16 protein-coding genes are annotated in these 12,929 nt (G+C 61.5%); 6 read left to right on the top strand and 10 right to left on the bottom strand.

Features of this window, described 5'->3' with window-relative positions:
• Position 1: 1 nt before the first annotated feature.
• The 8 genes from flgG to FB009_RS21190 all read right to left on the bottom strand — a co-directional run bounded on the left by flgG (position 2) and on the right by FB009_RS21190 (position 5,595).
• On the bottom strand, positions 2–790 hold the full coding sequence (gene flgG, locus FB009_RS21225) for a flagellar basal-body rod protein FlgG (RefSeq protein ID WP_011974468.1): 789 nt from the start codon (positions 788–790) through the stop codon (positions 2–4).
• Positions 791–801: 11 nt separating this feature from the next.
• Complete coding sequence (locus tag FB009_RS21220; RefSeq protein ID WP_018011383.1) at positions 802–1,137, bottom strand: flagellar hook-basal body complex protein FliE; 336 nt, start codon at positions 1,135–1,137, stop codon at positions 802–804.
• Positions 1,137–1,556 (bottom strand): flagellar basal body rod protein FlgC, encoded by a 420-nt coding sequence (gene flgC, locus FB009_RS21215; protein ID WP_011974466.1) that lies wholly within the window; start codon positions 1,554–1,556, stop codon positions 1,137–1,139. Before flgC ends, FB009_RS21220 begins: the two co-directional genes overlap by 1 nt.
• 5 nt (positions 1,557–1,561) lie before the next feature.
• On the bottom strand, positions 1,562–1,942 hold the full coding sequence (gene flgB / locus FB009_RS21210; RefSeq protein WP_011974465.1) for a flagellar basal body rod protein FlgB: 381 nt from the start codon (positions 1,940–1,942) through the stop codon (positions 1,562–1,564).
• A gap of 125 nt (positions 1,943–2,067) precedes the next feature.
• Positions 2,068–2,646 (bottom strand): hypothetical protein, encoded by a 579-nt coding sequence (locus tag FB009_RS21205; RefSeq protein WP_018208922.1) that lies wholly within the window; start codon positions 2,644–2,646, stop codon positions 2,068–2,070.
• Positions 2,643–4,046, bottom strand: coding sequence for a flagellar protein export ATPase FliI (gene fliI / locus FB009_RS21200; RefSeq protein ID WP_011974463.1), 1,404 nt, complete (start codon positions 4,044–4,046; stop codon positions 2,643–2,645). Before fliI ends, FB009_RS21205 begins: the two co-directional genes overlap by 4 nt.
• A gap of 42 nt (positions 4,047–4,088) precedes the next feature.
• A complete protein-coding gene (gene flgF / locus FB009_RS21195; RefSeq protein WP_011974462.1) occupies positions 4,089–4,814 on the bottom strand; it encodes a flagellar basal-body rod protein FlgF in 726 nt (241 codons plus the stop codon).
• A gap of 1 nt (position 4,815) precedes the next feature.
• Positions 4,816–5,595 (bottom strand): DUF1217 domain-containing protein, encoded by a 780-nt coding sequence (locus FB009_RS21190; protein WP_011974461.1) that lies wholly within the window; start codon positions 5,593–5,595, stop codon positions 4,816–4,818.
• 170 nt (positions 5,596–5,765) lie between these two features.
• On the opposite strand from FB009_RS21190, the gene motA reads away from it, so the two are divergent.
• The 6 genes from motA (at position 5,766) to FB009_RS21160 (ending at position 11,083) form a co-directional block, all read left to right on the top strand.
• A complete protein-coding gene (gene motA, locus FB009_RS21185; RefSeq protein WP_018011388.1) occupies positions 5,766–6,644 on the top strand; it encodes a flagellar motor stator protein MotA in 879 nt (292 codons plus the stop codon).
• A gap of 1 nt (position 6,645) precedes the next feature.
• Positions 6,646–7,593 carry a FliM/FliN family flagellar motor switch protein gene (locus FB009_RS21180; RefSeq protein WP_011974459.1) on the top strand — a complete coding sequence of 316 codons (948 nt, stop codon included), beginning with the start codon at positions 6,646–6,648 and terminating at the stop codon, positions 7,591–7,593.
• Positions 7,594–7,648: 55 nt separating this feature from the next.
• Positions 7,649–8,260 (top strand): flagellar motor switch protein FliN, encoded by a 612-nt coding sequence (gene fliN, locus FB009_RS21175; RefSeq protein WP_024311129.1) that lies wholly within the window; start codon positions 7,649–7,651, stop codon positions 8,258–8,260.
• A gap of 87 nt (positions 8,261–8,347) precedes the next feature.
• A complete protein-coding gene (gene fliG / locus FB009_RS21170; RefSeq protein ID WP_011974457.1) occupies positions 8,348–9,385 on the top strand; it encodes a flagellar motor switch protein FliG in 1,038 nt (345 codons plus the stop codon).
• 172 nt (positions 9,386–9,557) lie between these two features.
• Positions 9,558–10,640 carry a flagellar biosynthesis protein FlhB gene (flhB, locus tag FB009_RS21165; protein WP_145161941.1) on the top strand — a complete coding sequence of 361 codons (1,083 nt, stop codon included), beginning with the start codon at positions 9,558–9,560 and terminating at the stop codon, positions 10,638–10,640.
• Complete coding sequence (locus FB009_RS21160) at positions 10,637–11,083, top strand: hypothetical protein (protein WP_018011390.1); 447 nt, start codon at positions 10,637–10,639, stop codon at positions 11,081–11,083. Before flhB ends, FB009_RS21160 begins: the two co-directional genes overlap by 4 nt.
• An 83-nt stretch (positions 11,084–11,166) precedes the next feature.
• Here the strand turns inward: FB009_RS21160 and visR are convergent, their stop codons facing one another.
• Together visR and visN are read right to left on the bottom strand one after the other, a co-directional pair.
• Positions 11,167–11,910, bottom strand: a complete 744-nt coding sequence (gene visR / locus FB009_RS21155) for a transcriptional regulator VisR (protein WP_011974454.1) — start codon at positions 11,908–11,910, stop codon at positions 11,167–11,169.
• A gap of 10 nt (positions 11,911–11,920) precedes the next feature.
• On the bottom strand, positions 11,921–12,658 hold the full coding sequence (visN, locus tag FB009_RS21150) for a transcriptional regulator VisN (RefSeq protein ID WP_011974453.1): 738 nt from the start codon (positions 12,656–12,658) through the stop codon (positions 11,921–11,923).
• Positions 12,659–12,929 lie beyond the last annotated feature (271 nt).

Genomic DNA, 12,929 nt, shown 5'->3' with positions numbered 1-12,929 from the left:
GTTACCTCAGGTTCTTGCTCACTGTGGCCGCCATCTCGTCCGCGGCCTGAATGATCTTGGAGTTCATCTCATAGGCGCGCTGGGCCGAGATGAGGTCGGTAATCTCCTTGACCGGGTCGACGTTCGAGGACTCCAGATAGTTCTGCTTGATCTGCGCGAAGCCCGGATCGGCCGGCGTGCCGACGATCGCATCGCCGGAAGCCGGTGTCTGTCGGAACAGATTTTCGCCCATCGGCTCGAGACCCGCCTCGTTGACGAAGTTGGCAACCGTCAACTGGCCGATTTCCTGCAGTTCCGTGTCGTTACCGATGCGCACCATCACCTGGCCCGACGAGGTGAAGACGATCTCGGTGGCGTCCTGCGGCACGGTCACGCCGGGGACGACGGTGTAGCCGTCGATCGTAACGAGCTGCCCCGTTGCATTGGTGTTGAAGGCGCCCGAACGGGTGTAGACCGTTTCGCCGTCGGGCGTCTCGATCTGAAACCATCCGCGGCCGACAAGCGCGAGATCGTAGTCGTTGCCGGTATTGACCAGGCTGCCCTGGATATGGAGGTTGCGCACGGCGGAGGTCTGGACGCCCAGACCAATGATCGCGCCTTCCGGCACGATCGCCTGGTTGGAGCGGTTGGGGACGCCCTGCGCCCGCTCGGTCTGATAGAGCAGGTCCGAAAATTCCGCGCGCGCGCGCTTGTAGCCGGTCGTGTTGATGTTCGCGATGTTGTTCGCGATGACTTCGAGGTTCAGCTGCTGGGCATTCATTCCCGTGGCGGCGATGGAAAGGGCCTTCATGTCTCTTTTCCTCAGATCTGCATGCGCGCGATTTCGAGATAGGCGGTGACCACTTTGTCGCGTATCGCGATCGCCGTCTGGAGAGACTGCTCGGCGCTCATCACGGCGTCGACGACCTCACGCGTATTCGCTTCCCCGCGGATCGCCTGGAGCGAGACGCCCTCGGCCGATTTCATCGAGCGAATGGCATCCGTGGTCATGTTTCCGAGGACTTCCGCGAAGCTGCCCGCCTGAGGAGCGGCCGCGCCTGTACCCGGCGTTGCGAGCGAGGCGGACGAGCTCGAACCGGCGGCTTCGGTCTCCTTGACGGCCGAAAACGCACCTATGGACTGAATTGCATCGATCATTATTGCGAAGCCCTCAACAGGTCGATTGTCTGGGAGATGAGATCGCGCGCCTGCTTGATGGTCTGCAGGTTGGCCTCGTAAGCGCGGTTGGCCTCGCGCATGTCGGCCATCTCGATCAGGATGTTGACGTTGGGCAACTTCACCATGCCCTTCTCGTCGGCAGCCGGATTGCCTGGGTCGAACTCGACGTTGAAATCCGAATCGTCCGTGCCGAGGCGTTCGACCTCCACGAGCGAGGCGCCGCTTGCCCTGTCGACTTCCGCGGCGAAGCTGATCGTCTTGCGGCGATAGGGGTCGGTTCCGGGGGCGTCGCCGGTGGAGCGCGCATTGGCGATGTTTTCCGAGACGATGCGCAAGCGCGTCGATTCCGCCTGGAGACCGGAGGCCGAGACCTTGAGGGCCGAAGTCAAAGGGTCCATTGCACTTACTTCCGTACCGTCATGAGTATCATCCGGTGAAAGGACTTCACGAGCCCGGCATTGAGCTCGTAGTCGCGCTTGATCGCACCGGTCTTCATCAATTCTTCTTCGAGCGCGACCGTGTTGCCGGATTGCTGTACGGCGACATCGTCGAGAGCGCTGACCTCTGTGACCTGCGCGGCATCCGCACTCTCGGTAAAATGGGCGCGATGGGTCGCGGCCATTTGCACCCCGGTGTTCTGGAGCACGCTTTCGAAGGGCTGGACGTCTCTCGCCTTGTAATGCGGCGTGTTGGCATTTGCGATGTTGCCCGCCACGACGTTCTGGCGAACGGAGAGCCACTGGGCCTGCCGCGACGCGAGTTCGAAAAGCTGAATCGGTTCCATCAAGAGCTCCTGCTGATGAGGCCGACCTTAGGGCGGTAATCTTGCGTGGGACTTGTCGGGAAGTGCGGAAGGACTGCAGTGAAGGAGGTGCCGGCAGGCGGATGAGGGACAAGCTGCGACGGGAGCTAGCCCCGCCACCTTATCGCCTGTCTATTCCTCGCCTCGTAGACCTCGCCCCTGGACGTGATCATCACCCAGCGACCGTTGCGCTCTTCGAAGGTGGCAAGCCGGCTGTGGTCCGGCAAGAGCGAACCGATCCGGACGATATACATGCCGCTCTCATCCTCGATCAAGGCGCGCCCATTGGCGACATGCATGAGTTTGAAGCTCGCGCGACCGGGGAACGGTTGATCGGGGGCGCCTATGTCGCGGCTTTCCGGGGGATCCCGCTCGAGTCCCGGCACCGTAGCCGTCGTCAGGCGATCGACCGTGGCGGCGGTCTCCTCGTCCATGTCCGTCATCGCGAGCGGCGACACCGACACGACCGACCGTTCCTGGCCCTCCGGCAGGTCGCGCATCGTTCCCTGCCAGAGCGAGGGCATCGAGAACTTCTCCGGGTGCAGATAAACGTACCACGGCAGGAATGTGGCACAGGCAGCCATGGCCAGACCGACTGCCCCGAGAAGCTTGTCGATCAGCGGCATCCCGACTTCGCGGTGAATCTGGCGCACGACCTCGTCTGCATCGAAATCCGTCAATTTCATCCCCTTCCGCGCGGACCGGCGCCGCCCGGCTGATTGCCCGTCGCGGCCGCCTTCAAGGCGTTGGCGAGGTCCGTGAACGCGTCGAAGGCGGGCCTCTCGCCGGGTGTCTGCATCAGTACGTCGTAGATAACCGGGACCTGCCTGATCGCCATGTCGAGGTCGGCGTCGCCGCCGGGACGGTAGCCGCCGATCAGCCTGAGATCGCGGGTCTCCTCGAAGCGGTGGATCAGGGATTTCAGCCGGGCAACGAGCTTCTCCTGATCCGGCGTCCAGGCCTTTCTGGCAAGACGCGAGATGGAAGAAAGCGGATTGACGGGAGGGTAGCGACCCTCTTCGGCAAGGCTGCGTTCGAGAACGATGTGCCCGTCGAGAATGCCGCGCGCCGAGTCGGCGACCGGGTCGTTGTGGTTGTCCCCGTCGACCAGGATCGAAATGATGGCGGTGATCGTACCGGTCCCCTCCGCGCCGGGTCCGGCGCGCTCGAGCAGCCGAGGCAGTTCGGTGAAGACGGATGCGGGATAGCCGCGGGCGATCGGCGGCTCCCCCGCAGCGGTCGCCACCTCACGAATCGCATGGGCAAAACGGGTAACGCTGTCGACGATCAGCAGCACGTTGTCGCCCTGATCGCGATAATGTTCGGCGATCGTCACCGCGGTCAGCGGTGCCATCTTCCGAAGCATGGGACTCTCGTCGCTGGTAGCGACCACGGCGACGGATTTCGAGAGATTGCTGCCGAGCGTGTCTTCGATGAATTCGCGCACCTCACGGCCGCGCTCGCCCACCAGCGCGATCACCACTTTGTCGAAGGCGTCGGCCCGCGCCAGCATGGAGAGCAGCGTCGACTTGCCGACGCCGGAGCCTGCGAAGATGCCGAGGCGCTGTCCGAGGCAGAGCGGGGAGAAGATGTCTATCGCCCGCACACCCGTCTTGAATCCGTGCTCCACCCGCTTGCGTGTCATGGAAGGGGGCGCCACGTTCGCGATCGAGCGGCGGACGTCGCCCTGCAGCAGCACACCCAGACTGTCTATCGGCTCGGCCAGCGCGTTGATGGTGCGGCCGCACCACTTGTCGGTCGGCGCTATGCGGAAGGCACCCTTGCGAATGACGATATCATGGATGCCGATCGGGTCCCCGGGTTCGATCGGGCAGACGACCACCCGCTCGGGCTCGACGCGGACGACTTCGCCGAGATGGGTTCCGGTTGCGCTCTTATGCGCGACGAAGTCGCCAAGCCGAACGTGCCGCGACAGACCGCTGACGGTGTAATGCCCGGGAGAGATCGTCTGGACATGACCCCCGGGCGCGATGGCGAATTCAGGGTTCGCATAGCGCTCGACCAATCCGGCGAGCGCCGCCAGCGACGTCGATGCCGCAGATTTTTCAGTGGCTTCACGTGCCATCCCGAATTCCGTTCCGTCCCGCCTAAGATTGCATCGAAATCATCAACGGCTGCCGCCGAGCGTTTCGATGGCTTTGTCGATCGATCCCTCGCTATCGCGCATCAGCGCGGTGACGTTATCGAAGGCCCGAGTGATCATGATCAGCTGCGACATTTCCTGGACGGCGTTCACGTTCGACTCCTCCAGGAAGCCCTGCATCACGCCGACATCGAAACGGTCCACGACCGGTTCCGGTTGAGCGGCCGGCATGACGGCGCTGTTGTCGTAACGCATGAAGCCTTTGCTGAAATCCGCCTCGTGGAGCCCGAGCAGAGCGACCTGGACACCGTTCTGGTGAATGGCTCCATCGGCGCCGACGGTAATTTCGCCGGCACCGCCGTTCAGCTGGATCGGCGCGCCGCCGGCGTCGAGCACCGGATATCCCTTGATCGTCACGAGCTCGCCGGCCTCGGTCAGCGTGAACCGTCCGTCGCGCGTCAGGGCCGGACCGCCGGGCGTGTCGATCGAAAACCAGGCGTCACCCTTGACCGCGAAGTCGAGCGCGGAGCCCGTGCGCGCGAGCGCTCCGGTTTTCGTGCTCAGGAATTCTTCGCCCTCGGACACGTAGGACACCTTGGTCGGCTTGGTGTCGCCAAGCACCTGGTTGAACTTCACTTCCGTCGCGCGGAAGCCCACCGTGTTGGAGTTGGCAATGTTGTCAGCCAGCGTGTTCAGGCGCTTTTCAAGCGCCATCTGCGACGAAAGCGCGACATAAAGACCGGTCTGCAAGTCAGCGTCCCCCGAGTTTCAGATTGTTGATGGTCAGAAGCAGGTCGGGAGAAATTCCGTATCCGCTGGAGGAGCCGAAAACCGCAAGCGGATCGTAGCCGTCGGAAGAATTGTCGATCTCCCAAAGGGCGGTGAAGCGGTCCAGAAACTCGGCGACCTTGTGTGGGTCCTGGAAATCCTTGAGGTCGACCGCCGACTCGTAGGCCGCCGCCTGGCGATCCACGTCGGTGGCCGCGAATTCCTCGGGCAGCTGCAGGACGGTCCGGACCACATGCGAGAGAGCCTCGTCGGCAATGATTTCATAGCCATTGGCGATTGTCGGCGCCATGCGCTGGAAATAGAGCGCAAGCCGCACGCCGGTGTTTTCTTCTCCGGCTTTCTGCTCCAGCGTCTGCCGAGTGTATTTTTCGGCCACGCCTTTCTGCGCCCGCTCGAAGGACGTGGCGGCTTCGCCGTGCCGAGCGAAATTCAACGACTCGACCAGAGACTTGTAGCGCCCGTCCGCCAGTTTATTGGCAAAGGCATCATCGCTGTCTATGCCTTCGCCAAGCACCTTGCGCATGAACGCCTTGGCGTAGGCCATGTCCTCGAGGCCGTGCGCCTTCATAGCGTAGTCGTAAAGCCGGCTGTCGGCGAAGAACTCGTCGAGCGTTTTGATGCTGCCGATCTTCGAAAGGTAATATTCCGTCTCACGGGCAACATCCGGCTGCTCCGAAACGCGCTCAAGCGATTTCGTGAGATCGGCAGTGATCAGCTTGTAGCTCGTATAGGTCGTCGTCACGGTCGGCCGCCCTGTCGCAATGAATTGGCCAACCCTGACCGAATTGGCTTGCGCGAACCTGTCCCGGACGTCCGCCCCCCCAAGTCTCCGACAGTCTCCGGGGCCAGCCTCACGCAAGGATCGAACCCTATGCCATCGGTGGAAAATCACGATCGCGGCAGGTATCGGCAATGAACATCATCATCGGGCTTCTTGTGACTTTCGGCTGTATCCTCGGCGGCTACATGGCCATGGGCGGCCACCTGGAAGTCCTGAACCAGCCTTTCGAGCTGATGATCATAGGCGGGGCCGGTATCGGCGGCTTCATCATGGCGAACTCGATGAAGGTGGTCAAAGACACCGGCAAGGCGCTCGTCGAAGCCTTCAAGCACAAGGTGCCCAAGGAACGCCAATACCTCGATACGCTCGGCGTCCTCTACAGCCTGATGCGCGACCTGAGAACAAAGTCGCGCAACGAAATCGAGAGCCACATCGACAACCCGGAAGAATCCTCGATCTTCCAGTCCGCGCCGACCGTTCTGCAGAACAAGGAGCTGACCGCCTTCATCTGCGACTATGTGCGGCTGATCATCATCGGTAACGCCCGCTCGCATGAGATCGAAGCTTTGATGGACGAGGAAATCCAGACGATCACCCACGACAAGATGAAGTGCTACCACGCGCTGACGAGCATGGGCGACGCGCTGCCGGCGATCGGTATCGTCGCTGCGGTCCTCGGCGTCATCAAGGCGATGGGCGCGATCAGCGAGGCACCGGAAGTGCTGGGCGCCAAGATCGCGGCCGCACTCGTCGGAACGCTGCTCGGCGTGTTCCTTTCCTATTCGATCGTCGGCCCTCTCGTCGCAAACATCAAATCCGTTCGTGAAAAGCAGAACCGGCTCTATGTCATCGTCAAGCAGACGCTGCTTGCCTACATGAACGGCTCGGTTCCGCAGGTCGCACTCGAATATGGCCGCAAGACCATCTCCGCCTATGAACGGCCGTCCATCGACGCGGTCGAACAGGAAATGATGAATCCAGGCGGCGGCAGCGAGAGCAAGGCAGCCTGAGATGAGTATGAACACCGCATCAAACATCCACGCATTCGACAAAAGGCTGCTCGCGCGCATGATCGGTGCGCTCGGCGACGACAAGGTCATCGACCGTCTCGCGCTCGAGCTTGCGCAGATCTTCGACGAACTTCTGCCGGGGGTGCTCCGATCTGAGACCGGCTGCGACGTCACCATCGCCTATGCGGGCTTCCGAGCGGGGCTCCGCAACGAGCTCGTCGCGGGACTTGGCGACGGGGTGCTTATCGGCGATCTTTCGCTGCGCAACTGGTGCACCGACTTCCAGATCGGTTGCGACAGCCCGGTTCTGATCGCCCTTGTGGAGGCTCTGCTCGGGGCCGAACCCGCTGGGATCGAGGAGCCGGCGCCGCGCTCGCTGTCGAAGATCGAGATCGATGTTGCTTTGCCGGTATTCCACGGCATCGCCGAGGTCCTGCGCATCGCGGTGAACGCGCCCGGCGGCTTCGAGCCCGTCGTCGGCCGTCCGTATAACAGTGCGGAGCGGGCAAAGCCCGACCCGGCGCTCGAAGATGTCTACGCGGCCTCCATCGACATGACCATCGGCCTGGGGCCGGTGCTCTCGACCTTCTCGGTCATCGTGCCGCAAAGCACGCTTCTGAAGACGCGGTTCGTCTCTCCGAAGGGTGCGGGCAAGGACCAGAATGCGAAGACCGAATGGACGGAACAGCTGGAAGAGCAGGTCCGCCGCTCGGCTGTCGCCCTCGAGGCACGAATTCGGCTCGAAAGCTTGACGCTCGACACGATCGCCCGTTTGCAGGCCGGAGATGTCATTCCCTTCCACGACGGACAGGATGTCCGCGTGGAGGTGAGCGCCAACGGACGCGACCTTTATGTCTGCGAGTTCGGGCGTTCCGGATCGAAATACACCGTGCGGGTCAAGGACACCCACGGCTCCGAACAGGATATCCTGCGCCACATCATGAGTTAATCCGCCCTCACCCGGCAGAATGCCTGAGGCAAGCTTCAACTGGAATATTCGGCACATGGCACCCAAGAAAGCAGCACCCATCGCAGAACCGGCCGTATTCGCGGCAGACGCCGAGCTCGACCAGGCGATCGACGACCTGCGCGGCGTCCTGAAGAAGGACGGCGAAACGCCTGACTTCGGCGCCGATTCCGCCGCTTCGGGGCCGCTCGAAGAGTCGATGGATTTCAGCAGCGGGTTCGCTCCCTCCGGCGGAGCCGGGTTCGGCGATCTTTCTGACGCCTCCTTTGACGGCGGTTTTGGCGGCGATTTCGCCGAAACCGGAGTGAGCGGAGGCTTCGCCGCGGGTCCGGGGTTTGCCGGCGGCGAGTTCGATGCGACGCCGGCTGCTGCCGAACCAACGCCCGGCAGCGGAATGAGCGCTAATCTGGACCTGATCATGGATATCCCGATCGATATCCAGATCGTGCTCGGGACCAGCCGGATGCAGGTTTCCAGCCTCATGAACCTCACCGAGGGCGCAACGATCGCGCTCGACCGCAAGATCGGCGAACCGGTAGAGATCATGGTCAATGGGCGGGTGATCGGCCGCGGAGAAATCACCGTTCTCGAGGGCGATGTGACCCGCTTCGGCGTCAAGCTCCTTGAGATCAAAGGCAGCAGGAAATAGGGCGGGATGAGGGAAAGCGTAAGCGGTTTTCCGCCCGCATCCGCTTCAACGTATTGAGAACCCGATGATAGGGCGAGGGATGAATCCATGACGGATTTCGGAAGTTTCGAGGCACAGGCTCAGGCACTTGCCCAGCCGCTGAGCCAGACGGAAAAGGCCGCCGCGGTGCTGCTCGCCATGGGCAAGTCGATTGCCGGGAAGCTGCTGAAATTCTTCACGCAGAGCGAGCTGCAGGCCATCATCGCCGCGGCTCAGTCGCTCAGAGCCGTTCCGCCGCACGAGCTGGAAGCCCTCGTCAACGAATTCGAGGACCTCTTCACCGAGGGTGCAGGCCTCATGGACAATGCCAAGGCCATGGAGAGCATACTCGAAGAGGGCCTGACGCCGGACGAGGTGGACGGGCTCCTTGGGCGCAGAGCAACCTTCCAGTCCTACGAAGCGAACATCTGGGACCGGCTGATGGATTGCGATCCGATCATCATTGCCCGATTGCTCGCCCAGGAACATCCGCAGACGATCGCCTATGTTCTGTCGATGATGCCGTCGAGCTTCGGCGCCAAGGTGCTGCTGCAGCTTTCCGACAAGCAGCGGCCGGAGATCCTCAACCGTGCCGTCAACATCAAGAACGTCAACCCGAAGGCGGCCGCCATTATCGAAGCACGGGTGTTCGAAATCATCGAAGAGATGGAGGCCGAACGCAACTCGCCCGGCCCGGCGAAGATCGCGGAAGTGATGAACGAGCTCGACAAACCGCAGGTCGACACGCTGCTCGCCTCGCTCGAAACGATAAGCACCGCTTCGGCCAAGAAGGTCCGGCCGAAGATCTTCCTCTTCGACGACATCCTCTTCATGCCGCAGAGGAGCCGCGTGCAGCTGTTCAACGACGTCTCCACCGATGTCATCACCATGGCGCTCAGAGGATCTGCTTCGGAGCTGCGCGAGTCCATTCTCGCGTCGATCGGCGCGCGGCAGCGGCGCATGATCGAATCGGACCTCGCCGTCGGCGAGGCCGGCATCAACCCCCGCGATATCGCGATAGCGCGACGTTCGATCACGCAGGAGGCGATTCGCCTCTCCGCCAACGGACAACTCGAGCTCAAGGAAAAGGAACCGGAGGCGGCCTGACGCCTCCGCCCTGCCCGGTATCCGCCGCCTCCTGTTGCGATTTCTGTTGACCCGGGCGGGCTGGTCACGCCCGTGCTCTTGCGCAAGAGGCTGCCGAGGCTCACCAACGGGGAGCCGCGCAATTCGTAGAGGCTTTCGTTGAAGTTGCCGCGGATGGGGAGCTTGCTGATTCATGGCAGATGATCAGGACAAGGACAGTAAGACCGAAGCACCGTCGGAGAAGAAGATTTCCGACGCGACCGACAAAGGCAATGTCCCTTTCTCGCGCGAGGTGACTGCCTTCGCCTCGACGCTCGCCATCTATATTTTCGTCGTCTTTTTCCTTGCCGACGGCGCGGCAAACGTGGCCGAGGCGCTGAAGGACATTTTCGAGCAGCCGGAAGCCTGGCGTCTCGATACGGCGACCGACGCCGTGGCCCTGATTTCGCATGTCGTTCTGAAATCCGCCACTCTGCTCATGCCGATCTTCATCCTGCTCATCCTCTTCGGTGTCGGGTCGTCGATCTTCCAGAACCTGCCTCGGCCGGTCCTCGACCGCATCCAGCCGAAATGGAACCGCGTCTCGCCGGTCGCCGGTTTCAAACGGATCTACGGTGTGCCGGGCCTGGTGGAATTCGGAAAATCCCTGTTCAAGGTGATTGTCGTTTCGATCGTCGTGGTCCTCGTGCTTTGGAACGATTACTTCGCCACGCTCGACATGATGTTCTCCGATCCGGTCATGATCTTCACCACCATGACCTCCGATCTCAAGCAGATCATCATCGTCGTTCTCTTCGCCACCGCAACGCTCGCCATCGTCGACCTCTTCTGGACGCGCCATCACTGGTACACGGAACTCAAGATGACGAAGCAGGAGGTGAAGGACGAGCTGAAACAGTCGCAGGGCGACCCCATCGTCAAGTCGCGGCTCAGATCGCTACAGCGCGACCGTGCCCGCAAGCGGATGATCTCCTCCGTGCCGCGGGCGACCCTGATCATCGCCAACCCGACCCACTATGCCGTAGCGCTCCGTTATGTGCGCGAGGAGAGCGATGCTCCGGTGGTCGTCGCCATGGGGAAGGACCTGGTCGCCCTGAAGATACGTGAAACCGCGGAGAAGAACGGTATTCCCGTCTTCGAGGATCCGCCGCTTGCACGCTCCATGTTTGCACAAGTCTCGGTGGATAGTGTCATTCCGCCGGTGTTTTACAAGGCAGTCGCCGAACTGATCCACCGGGTTTATGCAGCTCAGCCGCAACAAAGACGGGTGACATGATCTTGAAAAAGTGCCAATTCTCCGAACAACGAGAGCAGATAGTTGCGGAGGCAATCCGTCCGGTTGCGACGGAACTGCGCCTCATCGATGCTGCGGATTTCATCGCGCTCCTGCGGTTCGAGTCCTATGCAAGCATCGCCGACCTGGTGGACTCTGCGGCAGAACTTTACTTTCTGCCCGGCACCGTGAATTTCGGCCTCGGCGGCAATTACAGTCTCGACTGGGACAGCCGCCCCGAGATCATCCTCGACCTCGAATTGAAGCCGCGCGGCGTAACGGTCTATATACGCCTCGTGCTTGCGGGCAATACGGCCGGCATCGAAATCAGCCATATCAATTTTCAACAGCCATCGAGCGACCCGGACGAGAATACGGCCTTTCTCGCCAGGAGCCTGGCGGAGGCGAAATTCGTCAGATCCTATCCGCTGACGCTCGCGAGCTGAATCGCCATGTTTTCAGGTCGAACCGACCTCGAAACATGGCGATCAAGCGCAGGATGCGGCGGTTGAGCGGGCCGATGGAACAGTCAGCTGATATAGCCGAGCCGTATCGCCTTGGCGATCGCCTGTATGCGGTTGACCGAGTCGAGCTTCGTCGTCGCGGCGCCGAGATAAGCGTTCACGGTGTGCACGGAGAGACCCATCTTTTCGGCGATCTCTTCACTTATATGACCGTCGCCGGCCATCTGCAGACAGGAGATTTCGCGATCGCTCAGGGCCTCGGCCTTGAGCGGGCGCTTCTCGTCAAAGGTCAGCAGGTCTGTCATGATCTGCGCGCTGCGGCCGTGCAGCTCCACTATCTGTTCGCCCGAAGCATCGATGTAGCTTCCGGCGAAAACCACGTAGCCGTTGCCTTGCGCGCCGAGCCGTATCGGCAACGCGATCCCCGAATATGGGAGCTTGCGGTCCTTCAGCCGGCGCGTGAAGGGACCGAAATCGGAGGTTTCGGCAGTCTGGTGCTCGCCCTTGCCGTCCCAAAGCACCGGCAGCAGCGAATGGTCGAGGTGCTGAAGCAGTTCCTCGCCATAATGATCTATCAGATCGCGCGCGATTTCCTCGCAAGAGGTTCCCCAGTTGTGGAGCACGCAGGTTAGCTTGCGCGCTGCAGGCAAGCCCCTTCCATTCGTCCGCAGAACCGCGAAGTTCCTCGCGTTGATCTGCCGTTGCATGGCCTGCAGTCGCGTCACGAGCCCCGCCGCTTGCGCCGCGCGCCCGTTTCGGCCCGGCCGGCCAGCGTCGCAGCCACGGTTTTCGGTCACGAGATAAGTCATTTTCCCGCTCCTAAACCAGATTGTTGCGCACCGCGTGAGCGATCGCCTCGGACCTCGTTCGCGTCGCCGTCTTGCGCATCACACTGGTGATGTAATTGTTTATCGTGTTGCGGGAGATCCCGAGTATGACCGCGATTTCGTCGCTGGTCTTGCCTTCGGCAATCCAGAACAGACATTCGAGCTCACGTTCGGTCAACTCGCATTCCCGATCATGCCGCACGTCGGCCTTGATCTTGTGACTGGCGACGTATCCGGCAAGCACCGCGACATCGCGCAGTGCGTCTTGCGAGAGGATAACGTCCTCGGGGAAGAGCAGCATCAAGGAAAACCGCGTCGGCCCGATGCTGAAGGTGACAGCGCAATAGCTGCGGCTGACGCCTCGTGGCAAACCGATATCATCGGGCATCGCATGGAAGACCGGCTGCAGCTGTGCGCGGCATTTTTCCAGTTCCGTGGTCTTGGAATTGAGCCCCGCGATGATGCCGGAGAGGCGCCGGACGATGTCGAACGGCCAGTCGGAACAGACGACAAAATCGAGGCCACCGTCCTGCGAAACATCGTGCCGGGCGAGAAGGTAATGCGTGGCGCCGACATATTCCGTCAGCACGGCCAGTCCGTTGCCGAGGCCCGTACCCGAAGCCAACTCGCCCAGCCTTCGGATCAGTTGTTCCCTCGATATTCTGCGACCATACATTCGCCGCGCAGCGGTCTCCGAAGACCAGACTGCGTCTGACCGCGACATCTCCATAACTTTCAGCCCCCGTGCCGAATTCGACGCCTTGAAATCTCACGCTTGCCCTGTCGTCCTCGACAGCCGGCTTCGCCGGTATTTTTGCCACCAAGCGAATCTCAGGACGCGAATCAATTGCTAAACTTTACATCGGCGCCCCCAAAAAAACACGGCGTCCGCCAACGCGAATACTTGGCAACCCTGCCTTGAACTCTTTCGCATTTGCGTGAGTCCTCAAAGGGGTTTTTAATCCTCCCGGACAGCCGCACTACTAAACAAGCCATTGATA

It is taken from the genome of Sinorhizobium medicae, from assembly GCF_007827695.1.
GTDB classification, from domain to species: domain Bacteria; phylum Pseudomonadota; class Alphaproteobacteria; order Rhizobiales; family Rhizobiaceae; genus Sinorhizobium; species Sinorhizobium medicae.
This window is presented reverse-complemented; position numbering and strand designations above follow the sequence as displayed.